The 19915-nt window shown below is 71.8% G+C and carries 13 protein-coding genes; 1 reads left to right on the top strand and 12 read right to left on the bottom strand.

The features are described from left to right. Positions 1 to 6 precede the first annotated feature (6 nt). The 10 genes from ABGB17_RS05150 to ABGB17_RS05195 are packed head-to-tail and all read right to left on the bottom strand — an operon-like array spanning position 7 to position 14850. Entirely contained in the window at positions 7 to 4683 is a 4677-nt protein-coding gene (locus tag ABGB17_RS05150; protein ID WP_347626611.1) for an amino acid adenylation domain-containing protein, read from the bottom strand. Further along, on the bottom strand, positions 4680 to 5810 hold the full coding sequence (gene vioD / locus ABGB17_RS05155; protein ID WP_347626612.1) for a capreomycidine synthase: 1131 nt from the start codon (positions 5808 to 5810) through the stop codon (positions 4680 to 4682). Before vioD ends, ABGB17_RS05150 begins: the two co-directional genes overlap by 4 nt. A 25-nt stretch (positions 5811 to 5835) precedes the next feature. Then, positions 5836 to 6603, bottom strand: a complete 768-nt coding sequence (locus ABGB17_RS05160; protein ID WP_347626613.1) for a thioesterase domain-containing protein — start codon at positions 6601 to 6603, stop codon at positions 5836 to 5838. Next, the gene (locus ABGB17_RS05165; protein WP_347626614.1) at positions 6600 to 7859 is read right to left on the bottom strand and encodes a cation:proton antiporter; all 1260 of its coding nucleotides are present in this window, start codon (positions 7857 to 7859) and stop codon (positions 6600 to 6602) included. Before ABGB17_RS05165 ends, ABGB17_RS05160 begins: the two co-directional genes overlap by 4 nt. Next, positions 7856 to 8680 (bottom strand): PhzF family phenazine biosynthesis protein, encoded by an 825-nt coding sequence (locus ABGB17_RS05170; RefSeq protein WP_347626615.1) that lies wholly within the window; start codon positions 8678 to 8680, stop codon positions 7856 to 7858. Before ABGB17_RS05170 ends, ABGB17_RS05165 begins: the two co-directional genes overlap by 4 nt. Beyond that, positions 8661 to 9791, bottom strand: coding sequence for a fatty acid desaturase (locus tag ABGB17_RS05175; RefSeq protein WP_347626616.1), 1131 nt, complete (start codon positions 9789 to 9791; stop codon positions 8661 to 8663). Before ABGB17_RS05175 ends, ABGB17_RS05170 begins: the two co-directional genes overlap by 20 nt. Positions 9792 to 9794: 3 nt before the next feature. Continuing rightward, entirely contained in the window at positions 9795 to 10484 is a 690-nt protein-coding gene (locus tag ABGB17_RS05180; RefSeq protein WP_347626617.1) for an iron-containing redox enzyme family protein, read from the bottom strand. Between the two features lie 5 nt (positions 10485 to 10489). Beyond that, positions 10490 to 11356: an aspartyl/asparaginyl beta-hydroxylase domain-containing protein gene (locus tag ABGB17_RS05185; protein WP_347626618.1), complete on the bottom strand. Its 867-nt coding sequence runs from the start codon at positions 11354 to 11356 to the stop codon at positions 10490 to 10492. A 4-nt stretch (positions 11357 to 11360) separates the two neighbouring features. After that, positions 11361 to 12245: a chlorinating enzyme gene (locus ABGB17_RS05190; protein ID WP_347626619.1), complete on the bottom strand. Its 885-nt coding sequence runs from the start codon at positions 12243 to 12245 to the stop codon at positions 11361 to 11363. Position 12246: 1 nt separating this feature from the next. Beyond that, a complete protein-coding gene (locus tag ABGB17_RS05195; RefSeq protein ID WP_347626620.1) occupies positions 12247 to 14850 on the bottom strand; it encodes an amino acid adenylation domain-containing protein in 2604 nt (867 codons plus the stop codon). Between the two features lie 375 nt (positions 14851 to 15225). Here ABGB17_RS05195 and ABGB17_RS05200 point away from each other — a divergent pair, with 375 nt between their 5' ends. Next, positions 15226 to 17547, top strand: a complete 2322-nt coding sequence (locus ABGB17_RS05200; protein ID WP_347626621.1) for a non-ribosomal peptide synthetase — start codon at positions 15226 to 15228, stop codon at positions 17545 to 17547. 163 nt (positions 17548 to 17710) lie between these two features. On the opposite strand, the gene ABGB17_RS05205 is transcribed toward ABGB17_RS05200, so the two are convergent. Both ABGB17_RS05205 and ABGB17_RS05210 read right to left on the bottom strand, forming a co-directional pair. After that, positions 17711 to 18505 carry a phytanoyl-CoA dioxygenase family protein gene (locus ABGB17_RS05205; protein ID WP_347626622.1) on the bottom strand — a complete coding sequence of 265 codons (795 nt, stop codon included), beginning with the start codon at positions 18503 to 18505 and terminating at the stop codon, positions 17711 to 17713. 12 nt (positions 18506 to 18517) lie between these two features. Next, positions 18518 to 19906: an MFS transporter gene (locus ABGB17_RS05210; RefSeq protein WP_347626623.1), complete on the bottom strand. Its 1389-nt coding sequence runs from the start codon at positions 19904 to 19906 to the stop codon at positions 18518 to 18520. Positions 19907 to 19915 lie beyond the last annotated feature (9 nt).

Here is a 19915-nt window from a genome sequence, read left to right on the forward strand (position 1 = left end):
GTCCTCCTACAGCCGGCTCAACAGGTCGTTGAGCTGTTCCTGGTTCACCCTCGCGAGCGGGAAATCGGAGGGTGTGTGCACAGAGGTGACATGCCGCCCGAGGTCGACCAGCGCCCGCAGCTCGCCGAGGTACGTGTCGGCCAGCCGCTCGATCGTGTGCCGGTGGTGCAGGCCCTCGCTGTAGCGCCAGTGGACGACCAGCGCGCCGCCGGCGACCGACGCCCGCACCTCGATCGGGTACGGCCGCGGCGCACGCGGGCTCTCCTCGGCCCCGGCCGGTTCCGGCAGGACCGTGAAGACGTCCGACGCCGGCGGATCCGTCGCCTCCAGGTAGGTGAAGCCGAGACGGACAGCGGACTCCGGCAGCGGCTCGCGGCCCTGGCGCAGCAGGAGCCAGCCGATTCCGCCCGAAGGTACGCTTCGCAGCCCCTCCTTCACCGTCTTCAGGGTCTCCTCCAGGGAGGCATCGGGTTCGCAGGTCAGGGCGACCGGGTGGACGACGCTGAATCGGCCGACCGTCCTGGACAGGTCCACGTCCTCGGCGAGCGGATCCCGATCGTGCCGCTCCAGGTCGACCAGGTGCCGGTCGGCACCGGTCCAGCCGGTCAGGGTGCGGCCGAGCGCGGTCAGCAGCAATTCCTCGGTGCGGCAGCTCAGCGCGTCGGACGCGGCGCGCATCAGCTCGGCGGTCTCCGCGGCGCTCAGCGACACCTCCAGCGTCCGCGCGGTCGCCACGGTGCCGGCCCCCGGCTCTGCCGGGATGATGTCGAAGGGCAGCTCGCCGGCCGGCGCCGCGGCCAGCTCGGACCAGTACTCGCGTTGTGACCGCACCGGCTCCGTCGCGCCGTAGGCGGTGAGCCGCCGAACCCACGACTGCCATGACGTGGTCTTGGCCGGCAGCTTCACCTCCCGGCCGTCGGCGGACCGGGCCAGCGCGGTCCCGAGGTCGTCGAGGAGCACACGCATCGAGGGCGGGTCCACCACGAGCCGGTGCGCGACGAGAGCGAGCCGGTCCGGTCGCCGCCCGCCGAGCAGGAACAGGCCGGCGCGGACCAGAGGACCGACCGCCAGGTCGAGACCACGCTGCAGCTCGTCCGCCAGCTCGGCCATCCGCTCGTCCTGTCCGTCCTCGTCCAGGCCGGACAAGTCGTACGTCCGCAGGGGTGTCACGTCGCCGCGCGGCGCTATCCGCACCCGGGTCCGTTCGCCGGCCAGCAGAAGCCGCTGGCGCAGGCCGTCGTGGTGCGCGAGCAGCCGCTCCACGGCCTCGCCGACCAGTCGCGCGTCCGCCCGTTCGCGCAGTTCCAGCAGAACGGAGGTGTTCCAGTGGTGCGGTTCCTCGGCACCGGAGGTGCAGAACCGCCGCTGGGTCGGGGCGAGCGGCACCGGGCCGGTCACGTCGCCCTGCTCGGCGTCGACGGTGGGCCCGGCGGCGGCCACCTCGGCGAGCGACGCCACGGTCGGGTGGGTGAACAGATCGTAGGGCGAGAGCCGCAGGCCCGCTTCCTGTGCCCTGGCGACGACCTGGATGGCCAGGATCGAGTCGCCGCCGATCTCGAAGAAGTTGTCGTGGATGCCGACTCGGCCGAGCCCGACGACGGCGGCCATCACGTCGGCCAGCTTCGCCTGCACCGGCGTCTGCGGCTCGACGTACTCCTCCCCCGAGTCGGGCAGCAGCCCGTCCGGCGCCGGGAGCCGGTCCCGGTCGATCTTGCCGTTGGCGTTGAGCGGGAGGGCCTCGAGCTCGACGAACGCGGACGGCACCATGTACGCGGGCAGCTCGCGTTCGAGGAACCGGCGCAGCTCGGGGACGCCGGCCTTGGCCCCGGGATTCGGGACGACGTACGCCGCCAGCCGCCGGTCCCCGGGCGACGGTTCGTACACCACGACGACCGACTCGGCAATCTGCGGGTGCCGGCTGAGCGTCGACTCGATCTCCATGGGTTCGACGCGGAAACCACGGATCTTGATCTGGGTGTCGACCCTGCCGAGGAACTCCAGGTTCCCGTCGGGACGCCTGCGGACCAGATCGCCGGTCCGGTAGAGCCGCCGGCCGGGCCGCCGGGGGTCCGGGTCGGCGACGAAACGTTGTGCCGTCAGGCCCGGACGCGCGAGGTACCCGCGGGCCAGGCTGGTGCCACCGATGTACATCTCGCCGATGGCACCCACCGGCACCGGACGGAGCCGGTCGTCGAGGATGCGGAGGTCGGCCGAAGGCAGCGCGGTGCCGATCGGCAGGTTCGGCCAGTCCCACACCGGGTCCGCCGGGTCGAGGCGGAAGAAGGTCGAGGTGACGGTTGTCTCGGTCAGGCCGTAACAGTTCATCAACGGCACGTTGAGCCGCCGCCACATCAGCAGCCGGTCCGGCAGCGCGCGCTCCGCGCCGATGATCACCAGCCGCAGGCAGCTCGGCAGCTCCCGCCCCAGCCGGTCGAGCTCACGCACCCATTCGTGCCAGTACGCGGCGGGCAGCTCCATCACGGTCAGCCGCTCCCGCTCGACCAGGTCGGCGAGGTCGATCTCGCCGCTGATGATGTGCTGCGAGGGGATGACCACCGCGCCGCCGGCCAGCCAGGTCGGGAACAGCTCCTCCACCAGCACGTCGAACCCAGGCGAGGAGAACTGGAGGAAGCGGTCACCGGCGCCGAGCCCGAGCCGGTCGACCACATCGCGCGCGTACACGGCCAGGGAGCGGTGCTCGATCATCGCGCCCTTGGGCCGGCCGGTCGAGCCGGATGTGTAGACCACGTACGCCAGCGACCCCGGGTCGGGCACGTCCGGCAGGTCGCTGTCGGCGCCCGCGTCCGGCGGCGGGGACGACGCGTCGAGGAGCACGGCGTGGTCCGGTGCCTGGACGCCGGCCTCGGCCAGAAGGTCGGCGAGCCGCTTCTGCGTGACCAGCACCCGCGCCCCCGAGTCGGCGAGCATCAAGGCGATCCGTTCGGGCGGATAGGCGGGGTCCAGGGGGACGTAGACGCCACCGGCCTTGAGCACGCCAAGGATGGCGACGGGCAGTCTCACCGAGCGGTCCACCAGGATGCCCACCGGTGTCTCACGGCCGACCCCCAGGCCGCGCAGGCGGCGGGCCAGCAGGTTCGCTTCCCGGTTGAGCTCGGCGTAGCTGGTCGGGGTGCCGTCGCAGATCACCGCGGGTGCGTGTGGCGCGAGCGCGACCCGGCGCTGGAACAGTTCGACGAAGCCGGGGTCGGCGCCGCCGGCCTCGGCGGCGGGTATCTCCGTCGCCGATGTCATGGCCAGCTCCACCTGCCCCACCGGGGTGTCGGGAGCGGTGACGAGCTGGCGCAGGACCGTGGTGAACTGCTCGGCCAGGAGGACGATCGTCTCCTTGTCGAACATGTCGGTCATGTACACCCACTGGAGCTGCATCTGCCGGCCGTTGGGGTTGGCGTCGAGGGTGAGTGGCGCCGCCGACATGTTGACCTCGATGGGCTCCCGGCTGATCCGCAGGCCGGGGACCTCCAGGGTGCTCTCCGGGGTGCGGACGTCGAGCCACATGTGGGTCATGGAGGTCTGGGAGGCCTCCCGCCCGAGGTCGAGCTCGTCGATCAGGCGCTCGATGGGCAGGTCCTGATGGTCGTACGCGGTGTGAACGGTCCGCCGCGCCTGTCCCACGACCTCACGCAGGGTCTGCCCGTCGGCCAGCCGCATGCGCAGCGGGAGCGCGGTGACGAAGCAGCCGATGAGCTGCTCCACCTCCACCCGGCCGCGCCCGGACACGATCTCGCCGATGACCAGGTCCTCCCGGCCGAGATAGCGATACAGCAACACGGAGAGGGCGGCGAGCAGGACGACGACGGGCGACGCCTTCTCGTTCTCGACGAACCGGCGCAGTTCGGCGGTGAACTCGGCGGAGAGGTCGACGACGTGCGCCGCGCCGGCGAACGTCGGCCGAGGCGGAAACGGCCGATCGCTGGGGAGGGCCAGCACGCCGGGGATGCCTTCGAGCGTCTGCCGCCAGTGGTCCACCTCGGCGGCCATCCGCTTCTCCCCGAACTCGCGCTGCCAGGCGGCGAAGTCGGCGTACTGGATCTCCAGCGGGGGAAGGCCGGGACCGCCGTTGAGATGCATGGCGTACAGCGCCGCGAACTCCCGCACGAGGATCGCCATCGACACCAGGTCCGCGGCGGTGTGGTCGGTGGTGATCAGCACGACGTGGTTGTCCTCGGCCATGCGCAGGATCGTGGTCCGCAGCCGCAGGGACTGATCACGGCCGAACGGTTGCATCACCTCGGCCTTCCAGCGCCGGAGCACCTCAGCGCGCTGCCGCTCCGGTGCATGGCCCGACAGGTCGACCAACGGGGTCGGCACCGGCGTGAGCGGGTGCACCACCAGCACCCGGGTGCCGTCGTCCTGGAGCTCGACGGTGGAGCGCAGGATCTCGTGCCGATCCACGACCTCGGTCAGGACGCGACTGAGCACCGCCAGGTCCAGGTGACCCTCGACCCGGAAGGCGCCAGGGATGTTGTTGGCCGGCCGGAACTGCGTGATGGCCCACTCCCGCTCCTGCTGGAACGCCAGCGGGATCGGCCGGGAGGGGTCGCGGGGCGTTATCCGCTCCTCTGGCGCGGACCCACGTGCGGCCGTCAGTTCCGCGAGCCGCCGCTCCAGGATCGTCCGCTGCTCAGGCGACAGCGCCGCGATGCGACTCTGCAGGTCAGTCATTGGTCACCCCTCGCGTCCTCGCGCAGTACCTGTTCCAGTAGGGAGAGCCCGGCCGTCAGCCCGGCGGTCGTGCCGCCGAAGCCGAGCCGCGCGTGGTCGCGGTACGCGTCGCCGAAGCAGGCGCCGGGTACGAGCAGGACCCGGTGCCGCTCGGCGAGGCGGCGGCAGGACCGGACCACGTCAGGCTGGCCGGGGAACTCGACGAAGGCGGTCACGCCGCCGCCGGGCGGAGTGAAGCGCACCAGGTCAGGCAGGCCGTCCGCCCAGTCGCGGAGCAGCCGCAGGTTCCCGCCGGCGTGCTCCCGTTGTGACGCGACGATCCGGTCGGCGTGCCGCACCGCCTGCTCGGCGAAGAACTCCAGGACAGGCGAGACGTACAACGCGATGTAGTCGCGCAGCAGCGCCATGCGGGCCAGCAGGCCGGGGGAAGCGACGCACCAGCCGACCCGCAGGCCCGGCAGCCCGTAGCTCTTGGACAACGTCCCGAACGCGATGCACCGGTCGTACCAGGAGGTCGGCAGCGGCAGAGGGTCGGCGGTGTAGGTGAGCTCGCCGAACGCGTTGTCCCACACCAGCAGGGCCTCGGCCTCCGCGGCGATGGCGACCAGTTCCTTCTGCTCCTCGGCCGTGATGGAGACTCCGGTGGGGTTGTGCGGGAAGTTCACGACGATCATGCGGGGGCCTGACCGCGCGAGCTCGCGCAGGAGCGCCAGATCGGCGGCGAACCCGGCGCGCGGGTCGAGCGGCCACCGGGTGACCCGGCAGCCGCGCGCCGCGGCGATGCCGTGGAGCTGCTGGTAGGCGGGGTCCACCACGATCACCTCGTCGCCCGGCTCGAGCGCCAGGTTCATGACCAGGTAGATCGCCTCGCTGGAACCGTGGGTGACCATCATCCGGTCGACGTCGCCACCGGTCCAGCGGTCGGCCAGCGCGGCACGCAGGCCGCTGCCGCCGTAACTCTCGCTGTCGCGGCAGGTCAGCGTGTCGAGCTCCGACAGCTCGAATCCGCACAGTCCGCGCAGCTCCGCGATGGTCAGGTCACGTACGCCGCTGCTGCCGATGTCGTGGTCGACGTTGTGGTAGTAGTCGCGCATCCACTGCTCTAGCTGGGCGATCGCAATGTCCACACCGCAACGCTATGGCGCGTCGTGCTCACCGTGATGTCACCGGAAGCCGGGACGGCCCCCGGCCCGCCATGCCGGCGCACAGGGTCGTCAGCAGTTCCCGCGGCGCGTCGACGAACCTGTTGTGGCGGCCGGCGAAGACCTCGAAGGAGGTGTCACCGCAGGCCGGCCAGCCGGACATCTGGCCGGGCCGGACCTCGCTGTCCTCGCTCCAGCCGATGGCGGTGATGGGACAGGTGAGCCGGAGCGGGTCGGGGACGACGTACCGCCGGCTCATCTCGACGTCGGCGCGCAGCACCCGCAGGTAGACGGCCACCAGCTCGGGGTGCGGCGTGCCGCCCTGGTCGCGGATCATCGCCTCCAGCTCCCCGGCGAGCTCCGCCTCGTCCATGCCGAGCATCCGCCCCACCGGCCCGTCCTGCGGGGCGAGCTGGGAGGAGACGAACAGCCGCGCCGCCGCCGGCCCGCCGGCGCGCTGCAGCCGGGCGGTCGCCTCGTAGGCGAGGAGCGCCGACCAGCAGTGGCCGAAGAAGGCGAAAGGCACGTCCATGTAGCGTTCGAGCCCGGCGATCATGTCCGCCGCCAGCTCTTCGAAGGTCGCCGGCATCGTCTCACCGAAGCGGCTCAGCCGGCCGGGCAGCTCCACCGGCAGGAAATCGACGGGCCCGTGCTCCGGTGGCCAGTTGCGGAACACCCCGGTGCCGCAGCCGGCATGGGGCACGCAGAACACCCGCGCGGCCGCCGCCGGCGACGGCTCGCGCTGCAACCAGACGCTCTTGGCCCGCGACTCCCTCATGGCACCGCCTCCTCGGGGAACGTGCGGGTCCGGGGCCCCCTGTCCTCGACGATCCTGCGCTCGGGGTACACGATCCGCAGCAGGACGCCGGTCATGGCGGTCGTGACCAGGGCCATCACGATCATCAGGGAGTACAGCTCCGGCGTCAGCACGCCGAGCTGGAGCCCGACAGTCAGCACGATCAGCTCGGTGAGACCGCGGGTGTTCATCAGGATGCCGAGGACCGCCGAGTGGCGGGGACGCACGCCGGTGACCCGCCCGCCCAGGTACGCACCCCCGAACTTGCCGCCGATCGCCACCAGCAGGATCAGCGCCAGCTCACCGAACGCGACCGTGTCCAGCCGGGACAGATCGACCTTGAGGCCGGCGACCATGAAGAAGACCGGCAGCAGCAGCACGGTGCAGATCCGCTCGATCCACGGCAGCACCCGCCGGCGCAGCGCCAGGGTGCCCTCACGCGGCATGGCGGCGCCGAAGAGGAACGCGCCGAAGATGGCGTGCAGGCCCATCCAGCTCGTCGCCAGCGCCGACAGCAGCAGCCCGGCCGCCACCGCGACCAGCACGACGCCGGTCAGCGGGCCGGACACCGGCCGGCGGGCGGCCGGCCGGGCCAGCAGCGGTCGTACCACCCCCAGCAGCAGGACGGCGAAGGGCACCACGAACAGCACGCGCCACGGATGACCGCCGCCGCCGGCCAGCGCCGCCACGACGGCGAGGAGGGCCCACGCGAGCACGTCGCCCACCGCGGCGCAGGCCAGCGCCAGCCCGCCGATCGGCGTGTCGAGCAGGCCGTTGTCGGTGAGGATGCGGGCCAGGACGGGGAACGCGGTGACCGCCATCGCGGCACCCATGAACAGCACGAACGCCGTCCGGTCGCCGGTCTCGTGGCCGCCGGCGAGGTGGAGCGCCAGCAGGACGCCGAGACCGAACGGCAGCAGGATCGCTCCGAACGACACGACGGAGGCCGTCCGGCTCTGGCCGCGCAGCAACGTGTGGTCCAGGTGCAGGCCGATGAGGAACATGAACAGGCAGACGCCGAGGTCGGCCAGCAGGGTCAGTGACGGCCGCACCTCGGCGGGGAAGAGCGTCCCGGAGATCGCGCCGCCGAACAACGTCGGCCCGAGCAGGATGCCGGCCACGATCTCGCCGATCACCGCGGGCTGTCCGAGCCGCCGGGCGAGCATGCCGAACAGCCGCGCCACCGCGACGATGACCGCCAGGCCGAGGAGCAGCAGCGCGACGGTGTGCGGGCTCATCGGAGCGCTCCTTCTCTGGTGCCGGCGCCGTCGTCGAGCACCGTCGTGTCGCCCTCGTCCCGCAGTACCGCCGTGCCGAGCACCCGGACCCGGTCCCCCAGGTCCTCCACCTCCAGCCGGCCGCCGCGTTCGGAGAGCTGCAACGCCTTGAGCCGGGCCCGGCCGAGCCGCTGCGACCAGTACGGCGTGAGCTTGCAGTGCGCGGTGACGCACACCTGGTCCTCGTTCACGCCGAGCGAGGGGAAGAACGTCCGGGAGACGAAGTCGGCGCCCGAGGCGGCGCGCGCGGTGACGATGTGGCCGCGGAACGGCTGCCTGGCCAGCGCCGCGAAGTCCGGGCGGACGGCCGCGACCACCGCGGCCGACTCGACCTCGACGAGGACGTCGTCGCTCGACACCGCGCACACCACGGCGTCCGTGCCGAGCGCCTCCAGCAACCCGGGCGGCGGTTCGCCGACGGTGAGTCCGGCCTTGGGCAGGTCGATGGCGATCAGTTCGCCGGCCCGCTCGGCGTGCAGGACGCCGTTGTCCGAGACGAAGGTGAGCCTGGTCTGGCCGGCGTTCTCCGGGGCCAGGAACAGGTGACGCGCGCCGGCGATCGTCGCGTGCCCGCACAGGTTGATCTCCTTGTACGGGGTGAACCAGCGCACCCGGTAGCGCGCCGGCGCGACCGGCACCACGAACGCCGACGTCGGGAGGCCGATCAGGTGGGCGGTGCGCTGCATCACGCCGTCCGGCGGAAACCGCGGCACCTCGACGACGGCGGCCGGGTTGCCGGCGAAGCGTTCGTCGGAGAAGGTGTCAACGACTCGAAAACGCATCCGCCCGGCTCTCCCCCTGGCCCGCCAGCGTACGGAACATCTGGTCGATCGCCGCACCCATGCCCCAGACCTCCCGGTAGGGCGGTCCCTCCGGTCCGTTGTCGATGTCCCGCTGCCGCGCGTAGGCGGCCGTGGTCCAGTCCGGCGTGGACGGGTACCGGTGGTGGTAGTCGTGGTTGGGCAGGTCCCCGACCACGACGAGGAGCCGCGAGGGCAGGTGGTAGCAGACCGTGAGCGCGGTCCAGCGCGACCATGCCCGCAGCCGCGCGCCAAGGGGCAGCCCGGCGGGCGGGACCGGGGACCCGCAGTACCTGGCCGCGGTGTTGGCCACCGTGTAGAAGCGGTGACCGAACGCGGGGTCGCGCGGCCCCAGCCACTCGTGCTCCCCCAGCCGGTCCAGCAACGCGCTCAGTTGCGCGAACAGCACGACCGGCACCACGAACGCCAGCACCAGGACGAGCGCACCGTTCGGCAGCCAGAAGGGCAGGGAGAGCCACCATCCGATCCACACCGCGAAGGCGGCGAGCCGCCGCCCCCGGCCCTTGAGGTTGCTCCTGATCCGGCCGAGGAAGCCGTTCCAGTAGAAGAGCGGTGACAGGAACACGACCCACGCGCGCCGCCACAGCGCCGTCCGGCTGAGCCCGGGCCGGAACCCGAGGTCGATCAGGAACTGCACCGGCGGGTCGGCCCTCGTCGCGAAGACCTCCCGCCTGTGGTGGTTGTCGAAGTGCTCCTCTTTGAAATCCCGGAAGGTGTGGAAGACGGAGAGCACGGTCACGACCTCACCCCAGAACGCGTCCCGGCGCGAGCTGCCCGAGAAGCGCCGGTGCAGCGCCTGGTGCGCGATGACCAGCACCATCAGCCGTTCCCCGTTGACCGTGAGCAGCCAGCCCAGCAGCAGCGCCACGTACCACAGCGGGAACATGAGCGCCACGGCGAGCGTCGAGACGGTCAGGCCGGCGAAGAACAGCAAGAGCGTCACACCGAGGTAGGACGCCCAGGTGTGCCGGACGATCGGTTTCTGCCCGGGCAGGGCCTTCCCGGTCTGCCAGGTCCAGAAGTGCTGCGTCCAGGAGGGGAAGCGCAGGTAGGTGCTCCGCACGTCTTCCACGGCTCACCTCGCCGGAGCGGACGACCCGACGCCGGCCTCCACGACCAGCCGGTCGAAGAACGCCGTCCACAGCGTCCACATCTCGTTGGCCGCCCGCAGGACGGCGTCCTCCTGCTCGGCGCTGAAGTTGGCGAGCAGGGCGTGGTTGGCCTCCTCGACGTGGTCCGGCTCCTGCTCGACGTGGATCTTCACCCACTCGTTGTCGGTGATGCCGGTGGTCCGCTCGATCGCCTTGCCGATGCTGGACACCATGAGCAGGTCAGTGGTCTCGGTGGCGAAGATGAACCCGAGTGCGCTCTCCCATCCGTCCGACGCGTTCCGGTAGCCCTCGACGAGGGCCGCGGTCTCGGCGTACGGCTCGGTCCCGGTGACCCGGGCGCGGTCGAACCCGCACTTGTCCATCGAGTCGACGTAGATGACCTCGTGTGCCTGGGACACCACGCCGCCACCCGCCTCCTGGTTGAGGATCCGGGTGATCGCGCTCTTGGCGGCGATGTCCGGCAGGACGGCCACGCAGCGGGCGAGGAAGGTCGGGAAGTAGTGCAGCGGGTGCCACCACTGCTCGATGAGGATGGCGGCCTGCTCCTTGGTCAGGTCCGCGGTGGCGACAGCGGCGAAGAAGGGGTGGTCCTGGAACTTCCGGTGCACCGGGCTCCCGGCCAGACGGTCGCCGAACGACAGCGTTGTGGTCATGCTCGTCACTCCTTACTACCGGATCGATCCAAGGTGTAGTAGCGCTGCAGGTTCAGGGTGTGCGGCAGGACGGCCGGGTCCTCGCAGGCGCGGGCGAGGCCGGTCATCGTGTCCCAGGCGAAGTTCTCGCCGCCGTCCCACCGGAAGTGCGTCTTGATCACGATGCTGAAGACCTCGCGGAAGTTGTCCATGGTGAGCACGTCCGCGAGCCGCAGCAGGTTCGCGCGCCGGGCGTCGGGCAGCGGCGGCCGCTCCACCCGGCGGCCGGCCGGGATTCCCTCGCCTTCCGCCTCCGGTTCCCCGTTGACCAGGGGCCCGGCGCCGGACCGGTCGGCGAAGTCGAAGATGAGGTGGATCCGCGGTTCGCTGGAGAGCGACGCCACCGAATGGATCCGGGCCGCGTCGAAGTACCAGATCTCGCCCGCGCGCATCCGGTACACGACGTTGTCCTCGCTGAAGAAGCAGTTGTCGTGCGTGACGAGCGGGATGTGCAGGCGATGTGCCGACCGCGCCTCCTCGGGCACGTCGGACAGCTCGAGGAAGTCGCGGTGCGGGATGATCACACTGTCGGAGAACACGGCCAGCCGGACGAACTGCAACCGGCTCAGGTCGGCCACGTCCGTGATGAGTTCCTGGATGTACGGCAGTTGGCCGCCGTACTCGGTGAAGGTGGACCGCTGGTCGTAGGCGTAGTTGGTCAGCACACCGGTGCCGGTGTCCCCGCCGGTGGCCCACACCATGGCGCTCTTCCACGGACCGCCGATGAGGTAGTTGCTGTACGCCTCGGAGTAGTGGAACGACGCGCTCTGCTCGAGATCCTTCGCCAGCCGCGCCTCGTCGAGCTCGACGGTGGTCACGTATCGGGTTCGCATCTGGTCACACCCTTTCGAGAGTGGAGAACCGCTCGCCCCACGCGTTCTCGCGCACCACCCGGTTGAGCCGGTACTCGTCCTCCCCGGCGACGAGCACGCAGCCGTGCCGGGCCAGGTCGAAGTGGTGGCCGAACTCGTCGAACTCGGTCATGCCGCCGTAGACCCGCACGTGGGTGGGCACCACCCGGATCGCGAAGCCCATGCGCTGCCGCCGGCTGGTGTTGGGGTTCGAGCCGTGGATGCAGCGCGCGGTGAAGATGAAGAACTGTCCGGCGCGCATCTCCAGGTGGCGGACGTCCTCCTGCTCCGGGTTCCAGTCCTTGTCGATCTTGATGTCGTCGTAGTTGTAGCCGAAGAAGGAGTTGTCGCGCGCCGTGCCGTTCCACTTCATCGGCGCGCGTTCGTCGTAGCGCCACCGGCGATGGCTGCCCGGGATGACCTTCATGCAGGCGTTCTCCCTGGCCGCCTCGGTGAACGCCACCCAGCAGGTCAGCTCCATCGGCAGCCCGGGCGAGTGCTCCGTCGCCTCCAGCATGCCCTGGCTCGTCTCACCGATCGCGTACGTTTCCACCTGGTGCCATCCGGTGCCCGAGTCACCGGGGTTCTTGGGGAAGAACTCGGTGCGCCAGCAGAGGATGTCGGGGCCGATGAGGGCCTGCATCCGGCGCACGATCTCCGGTTCGCTGATGAGCCTGCTGAGCCCGGATATGTCCAGGTGCCGGTCGTAGTTCACCGGGTTGTCGAACACCTTGCGCGCGTTGCGGGCGGAGTCGAGCAGTGCCCTTCGCTGCTCCTTCCACCAGGCCTTCATCTCCTCCGGTTCCCAGAGTGTGAACGGCCCGATGTACCCCTGCTCGGCGAAGGTCTTCGCGTCTGTTTCAAGATCCACTTCAGGCACTCCCTGCCTCACCGACGCGTTCAAGCGCGGCATCCAGTTCCGCCGCCGTCTCGGTGACGTGTTCTCCCCTGATGAAGGTCCAGTGGTCGCCGCCGATCGGGATGACGGTCAGCGGCCCCGTGCAGAGGTCCCGGACGGCCGCGGCCAGCTCGGCCTGGCGCACCGGCCCGGCGCCCGCGGCCTGGAACAGATGAACCGGCCCGGGATACGGCAGGGGCCGGTACTGCATCGCCGCGTTCATGCAGGCCCGCGCGGTCTCCAGCACGGTGCGCAGGTAGGCGCTCGACACACCGGCCGCGATCGGCGCCCCCATGAGCTGGACCCAGGTCTCGGCCGACGTCAGCTCGACGAGGTCGGCGTCGGTCGTGGCCGGGTCGTCGAGTCGCGCCACCACGGTGTCCAGCAGTCCGAGGAACGGCGTCCGCGCCATCGGCAGGCCGGTGAGGGGATCGATGACCGGGTTCGCGTCGAACAACCCCAGGAAGTCCACCGTGTGCCCGTCGGCGACGAGCTGCTGCGCCATCTCGTAGGCCAGCACGCCGCCGAACGACCAGCCGCCCAGCCGGTACGGCCCGTCCGGCTCGATCGTGCGCAACTGCTCGACGTGCATGCGGGCGATCTCGCCGAGCGTGCTGCCGAACGCGGGCGGCTCCCCCGTCCAGCCGATGCCGAGCAGCCGCAGCGGCGCGGAAGAGGCCTGGGCCAGCTCCCGGTAGCCGAGCAGCTCACCGCCGAGCGGGTGCACGAGGTACAGGCTGCGGTTGGAGGGACCGGGGCGGAGCGTGACGATCTGCGACGACGTGTGCCGCGGCCGGGGGACGGACACGACCGAACCCAGTGCTCCGGCCAGGTCGTCGACCGTGCTGTACTCCAGGAACAGCGACAGGTCGACCGGCCGGTCCAGGGCCTGCCCGAGCTCCGCGACCACCCACGTCGCGAGCAGCGAGTCCCCGCCGACCTCGAAGAAGTCGTCGTCGCCCGCGAACTCGTCGTGGCCGAGCACCCGGGCCCAGATGGCGGTGACGATCTCGGCGAGCGACGGCCCGGCCGGCGCGGGTCCGTCCGGGGCCGGGGCCGCGGGCAGCGCCAGCTCGGCCAGTGCCCGCGCGTCGACCTTCCCGGTCGTGGTCCGCGGCATCGTGGCGACGGTGACGTACCGCGACGGCACCATGTAGGCGGGAAGTATGCCCCGCAGGTGCTCGGTGAGCTCCCGGTGGGAGACCGGGCCGTCGGTCTGGAGGTACCCGACGAGCACGGACACGCCGTCGGCGACCTCGCGCAGCCCGGCCGCGGCCGCCTCGACCCGGGGGTGGCGCAGCAACGCGTCCTCCACCTCGGCGGGCTCCACCCGGAAGCCGCGCACCTTGAGCTGACGGTCGGCGCGGCCGACGAACTCGTAGTCGCCGTCGTCTCGCAGGCGGGCCAGGTCGCCGGTGCGGTAGAGGCGCTCGCCCGCCGTGAACGGGCTGGCCACGAACCGTTCCGCGGTACGGGCCGGGTCGTCGTGGTACCCGCGGGCCAGGCAGGCCCCGCCGACGTAGAGCTCGCCGACGTCCCCGTGCCGCACGGGGCGGAGCCGGTCGTCGAGCACCCAGCAGGAGACCTCGGCCACCGGGGCGCCGATGGGGGGGATCGCCGGCCAGGCGGCCGGGTCCGCGGGGAGTGTCAGGCTGGTGACGAGATGCGTCTCGGTGGGCCCGTAGTGGTTGTCCAGCCGGCAGTGCGAGATCGCGGCGAACAGGTCGCGGATCGCCGGCGTGATGATCAGGCGTTCGCCCGCGGTGATCACGTGCCGGAGCGAGCCGGGTGTCACGGAAAGCCGTCCGGCCGTGACCGCCATCAGCTGCAGCGCCACGTACGGCAGGAACAAGCGCTGGATCCGGTGGCTCACGATCGTGTCGAGCAGCGCGGCGGGATCGCGGCGCACCTCGTCGGAGGCCACGACCAGGCAGCCGCCGGTGGCCAGTGTCGAGAGCACTTCCTGGAAGGTCACGTCGAAGGACGTCGCGGTGAACTGCAGCGTGCGCAGCCCCGGCACTCCGCTCGCCAGTTGCCAGCGGACCAGCCGGGAGAGCCCGCGATGGGTCATCGCGACACCCTTCGGCACGCCGGTCGAGCCGGACGTGTGCATGACGTACGCCGGCGCGGCGGGATGAGGCGTGACCGCGAGAGGCTCCTGCGGGCCGGCCGCGTCCGGACCCACCACGGCGACGCCGGCCGGCAGACGGCCCGCGTTGGCGTGGTCGGCGACCGCCACCCGCGCACCCAGGTGCCGCACGGTCACCGCGATGCGCGCGTCGGGTGCGGTGACGTCCAGCGGGCTGTACGCGCCGCCGGTCGCGAGCACCGCCAGCATCGCGACGACCGTGTCGGCGGAGCGGTCGAGCAGCACGGCCACCGGTTGTTCCGGCCCGGCGCCGCGGGCGCGCAGCCGGCTCGCCAGCGCGTCCATCCGGCTGACCAGCGCGGCGTAGCTCAGCGGCGCCGCGGCCGTGCCGACGAGGTCGACCAGCGCGTCGCGGTCGCCGTGCGCGCGCGCCCGCGCGCGGATCAGGTCGAGGACCGAGATTTCCGGCCCGGCGGTCGATGGCCGCATCAGGGTCTCGATATCGCTCACGGCAGGCGCCCATCAGTCCGAAGCACGATTCACCCGCTTTCCGGCCGCGAGCCGCCGGGGCAGCGTCCGCGACTCGCATCCCCGACGCTAGGCGGGGGCGGCACGGTGGGGAGAGTCCCGTGAACCGGCGACTGGGCGGCGGAGTTGTCCTGCGAACGGGGGACGGACCCGCGGATTGACCGGCCCGAGAGCCGCTCGATTAACTGAGGATCAGGATCGATCCAGGCCATTGGAGCATCCGTGACCAGCAGCCGCTTCCCGGTCGGACCCGCGGTCGCCGCACCGGTATCCGTTCTCTCTCCGGCGGACGAGCCGGCTGTCCTCGCGACGAGGAACGGCGAGAGGACGACGTCGATGCCGCCGGAGTGCGTCGGCCCGGTGCCGATCCCGCCGGGCCTCGCGAAGGCGCTGTCCACGCTGGCGTCGGAAGCCGGGGCCGACGAATTCCTCCCGTTGTCGATCTGCGCCACGGTGCTGGCGCGGCGGTTGTCGCGGCCCGGCGCGTCCCGCCGGGTCCAGGTGGTGCAGGAAGCGCGGGAGTTCACCGCGCCGGCCCCGGCCGTACCGGTCGATCTCGCCGACGACTTCCGTACCGCGCTGCGCCGGGCCGCGCTGCCGCCAGGTGCCGCGGCGCCGGACCCGGCCACCCGCCACGGGATCGACGTCACGATCGTGGTCGCGAAGGACAACCGGTGCCTGTACGCCGAGAACATGACCAGCGCGGCCGATACGCCGACCGCCCAGTGCTGGGCCCGGACGTTCCTGCGGCTCCTCACCCGCCTGGCGGATGATCCCGGCACCCCCATGGCGGCGCATCCGCTGATCGACGACACCGAGCGCGAACGCATCCTGCGCGGTCTCAACGTGTACGGCGTCCCCGAGGTACGGCACACCACGATGACCGCGCCGTTCGAGGAGCAGGTGGAGCGCACCCCCGGTGCCGTCGCGCTGGTGGACGGGCACGGCACCACGCTCACCTACCGTGAGCTGAACGAGCGGGCCAACCGGCTGGCGCGCTTCCTCATCGGCCAGGGGGCCGGCTCGGGCGGCCGCGTGGGGATCTGCATGCGGCGCGGCATCCATCAGGTCATCGCCATCTACGCCGCCGCGAAGACCGGCGCCGCGTACGTGCCGCTGGAGGCCGAGCTGCCGGACTCCCGGCTCGCGTACATGTTCGGCGACGTCGCGCCGGGACACGTGCTCACCGACCCGGCCTGTCGCGGCCGTGTCCCGGACGGCGCGTGGCACACGGTGGACGTCGAGTCCGGGCAGGGGGCGTGGGACGCCTTGCCGGCGAGTGACCCCGCGGTGGACGCCGGGCCGGGTGGGCTGCTCACCATCCTGTACACGTCCGGCACCACGGGCCGCCCCAAAGGGGTCGCCTACCCGACGGCCGGCGCACTGGCGCACCTGACCTGGATGCAGGGCCGGTACCCGTTCGCCCCCGGCGACCGCGCGCTGTTCAAGACCTCACCCGGCTTCGACGTCTCCATCTGGGAACTCTTCTGGCCCCTCTACCACGGCGCGTGCCTGGTGATCTGCCCGCCGGGCGAGCACCGCGACGCGCGGCGCCTCGCCCGGCTCGTGGAGGACCATCGCGTGTCCACGATCTTCCTGCCGCCGACCGTGATGGCCCCGTTCCTTGAGGAGGTGTCGGCCGGCCGGGCCGGGGCGTTGCGCTGGGCCATGTGCGGCGGTGAGCCGGTCACCCCCCGTGTCCGCGACAGGTTCCACGCCACGCTGCCGACGGCGAAGCTGGTGAACTGCTACGGCCCGACCGAGGCGGGCAACGTCACCGACATGGTCCTTCCGGCCGAACCGGGGGTCCCGGTGGTGCCGCTGGGACGGCCCGCGGCCAACTTCCGGATCACTTTGCTGGACGAGAGCCTCGACCTGGTGCCGGTCGGCATGCCGGGCGAGGCGTACATCGGCGGCGACGTCGGGCTCGCGCAGGCGTACTGGCGGGCACCGGGCCGCACCGCAGAACGGTTCGTCGCCGACCCCTACGGGCCGCCGGGGACACGCATGTACCGGACGGGTGACCTGTGCCGGTACCGCGACGACGGGGTGCTGGAGCATCTCGGCCGGATCGACAGGCAGATCAAGATCCGTGGGCTGCGTGTCGAGCCCGGCGAGATCGAGTCGGTGCTCGCCACGCACCCGTCGGTCGCCGACTGCGCGGTCGTCGCGCACGGCACACCGGTCCGCCTGCTCGCCTTCGTGGTGCCCGCCGGCGTGGACGGCGTGGACGTCGACGCGATCGGCGAGCACGCGGCCGGTGTCCTGGCCGGTCACATGCGACCCGAGGCGATCGTGCCGGTGCCGCGTATCCCGGCGACCGTGAACGGCAAGGTCGACAAGGACGCGCTGGTCGCCGCGTGGCAGGCGCGGGCCGGCGGCGAACGCGAGATCGTGCCGCCCGCCGACGAGGTCGAGGCGGCCCTGATCGACATCTACCACCGGGTCCTGGAGACCGGGCCGGTCAGCGTGCTCGACACCTTCGCCGCGCTCGGCGGCCACTCCCTGCTCGCCTTCAAACTGCTCGACGAGTGCCTGGAGAAGCTGCACGTGCGGCCCGACGTGACCGTCCTGCTCGGCGGCAGCGTCCGCGATGTGGCGGCGTCGATCCAGGCCACCCTGGCCGGCACCACCGGGGGCGCCGCGTCCGGCGGGTGACCGCACCGGTGCCCGGGGCGTGCGGCCGTCCGCGCGTGCCGGCCGCCCGCCTGTGGCGGCTACGCCGGCGGGTACGCCGGCGGGTGCGCCGGCGGGTGCGCCGGCGGGTGCGCCGGCGGGTGCGCCGGCGGGTGCGCCGGCGGGTGCGCCGGCGGGGTCATGGTCAGAGCCCGCCGGTGAGCGGGGCCAGCGGCGTGGTGTCCGAGGCGGACAGGAACTCCGGCCGGCGGCTCGGCACCTCCTGCGGGACGTTGTCCACGCTGTTGTAGGTGATGATGAGAAGCTGCCGGTCGTAGGGGGACATGTTGGTGCCCGAGCCGTGGACCAGCCGGGGATCGAACAACACCATGCTGCCCGCGGCACCCGTCGCGGCCCGTATCCCGAGCCGGGCGACCATGGGGCCGAGCTGCTCGGCGGTCAACGCGTAGTCCAGGTCCGCCGCGAGGTTCGACTTCCAGCTCTCCTCGCCGCCGTCACACCGCCGCTCGGTGGCGAGGGTGCCGAAGCGGTGGGAGCCGGGGACGAACAGCAACGGGCCGTTGTGGGGTGTCGCGTCGTCGAGCAGGAGGGCCACGTTGGTGACCAGCGGCGCGGGCATGCCGTCCTCCCGTTCCCAGAAGATGTAGTCCTGGTGCCACGGCCATACGTCGCCGTGCAGTGCCCGCTTGGCGTTGACCTTGCTCTGGTGCACGTACACCTTGCCGGCCAGCAGTTGTTCGGCCGGTTCCAGCAGGTCGGGCAGCCGGACCAGGCGGGAGAAGAGCTCGCTCGCCTGATGGCAGCCGTGGACGCCGCGGATGGTCCGGCCGTCCTTCTCCAGTACCCGGCCCGGATGGTCCTCACCGTAGAGCCGCTCGACCTCGTCCCGGATCCGCGCCAGATCGCGTGGCGTCAGCACCCCCGGCACGACGACGAAACCGTCGTCGTGGTACTCGCGCAGCTGGGCGTCATTGAGCACGGCGTGCCCTCCTCACGGGACGGTCTCGCTCTGCCATGGTTCCGGTTGTCCGACTTCGGGCGGATCGGCGGCGTCCCCTCCGGGAGTCACGTCCTCAGGTGTGACGTCCGGGAGCTCGTCCTCCAGATGCCGGAGCCGGGGTGACAGGTAGGCCAGCACGGCGCAGAGAGCGAGCAGCAGGCCCATCACCATCATCAGAAGGGCGAACCCCCGGCCCGGGCCGTCGCCGATGAACGCCGCCAGGAGCGGCGAGCGGACCTGGTCCCGGCCGACGAACGGCTGGAACACCTGATCGGCGGCCAGACCCGCCAAGCCGAACGCGAGCAGCCGCGGGACCGACGCGACCATGTTCCGCAGTGCGATGACCCGGCCCAGCAGATGCGGCTCCACCTTCGACTGCCACAGGCTCTGGTTGCTGCCGATGACGACCGCCAGGACCGCGAAGAAGACGAAGGCGGCCACGGCCACCAGCACGACGTCCGGACGCGTGGCGCCGGCGACGATCGCCACCGCGAGCACCAGCGAACACCCGAGTATGGCCCGCACGCGCCGCCGGGGGCCGCCCCACGCGGTCATCGCCAGGCTGCCGGCGATCATGCCGGCCCCGCCGATGGTCAGGACGGTGCCGAGGGCGCCCGGTGTCGCGAACGCGAGCACCAGGGGGGTGATCGACACGTCGACGAAACCGGCGCAGAACTCCAGGGCCGCGAGGAAGACCAGCAGGGCGAGCAGCCCGCGCCGGGCCGCGACATACCGCCACGCCACCCAGAAGTCCCTGAGCAGTGCCGCCACCCCGGCCGCCGCCGCCTCGGCGGGCCGGCGGACCCGCGGGATCCGGACCCACATCAACGTGAGAAGGGCCGCGCCGAACGAGACGCAGTCCATCAGGATGATCCCGTCGATGCCGATGGCCAGGAGCAGGAACCCGCCGGCCACCGGTGCCAGGACCTGGCTCGACGCCACCGCGATGAGCCGCATCCCGTTCGCCCGGCCGAGTTGCCCTTTCGGTACGAGGAGCGGCACCGACGCCTCGAACGCGGGCATCTGGAGCGCGGCGAGGACCGAGAGGGAGGCGACGACGAGGCCCACCGGCCAGACGGCGGAGGCGTCGATGAACAGCGCGGCCGCCAGGACCGACATGACGATCAGCGACCCGGCGTTGGCCGCCACCATCGCGCGTTTCGCGCCGAACCGGTCCACGAGCGAACCGGTGAAGGGGGAGGCGAGAACGAACGGGAGGGCGGAGAGCGCGTAGATGAGCCCGAGCGTCGTGGCTGAACCGGTCACCTGATAGACGTAGACCCCCAAGGCGAAACCCGACAGCGCCGACCCGGTCAGCGAGACGAACTGTCCGCACCAGAGGACGGTGAACGCGCGGAACCCGGAGGCGGTCGGTGCCATGGCTGCCCC

This window comes from Sphaerisporangium sp. B11E5 (assembly GCF_039871875.1).
Taxonomy (GTDB): Bacteria; Actinomycetota; Actinomycetes; order Streptosporangiales; family Streptosporangiaceae; genus Sphaerisporangium.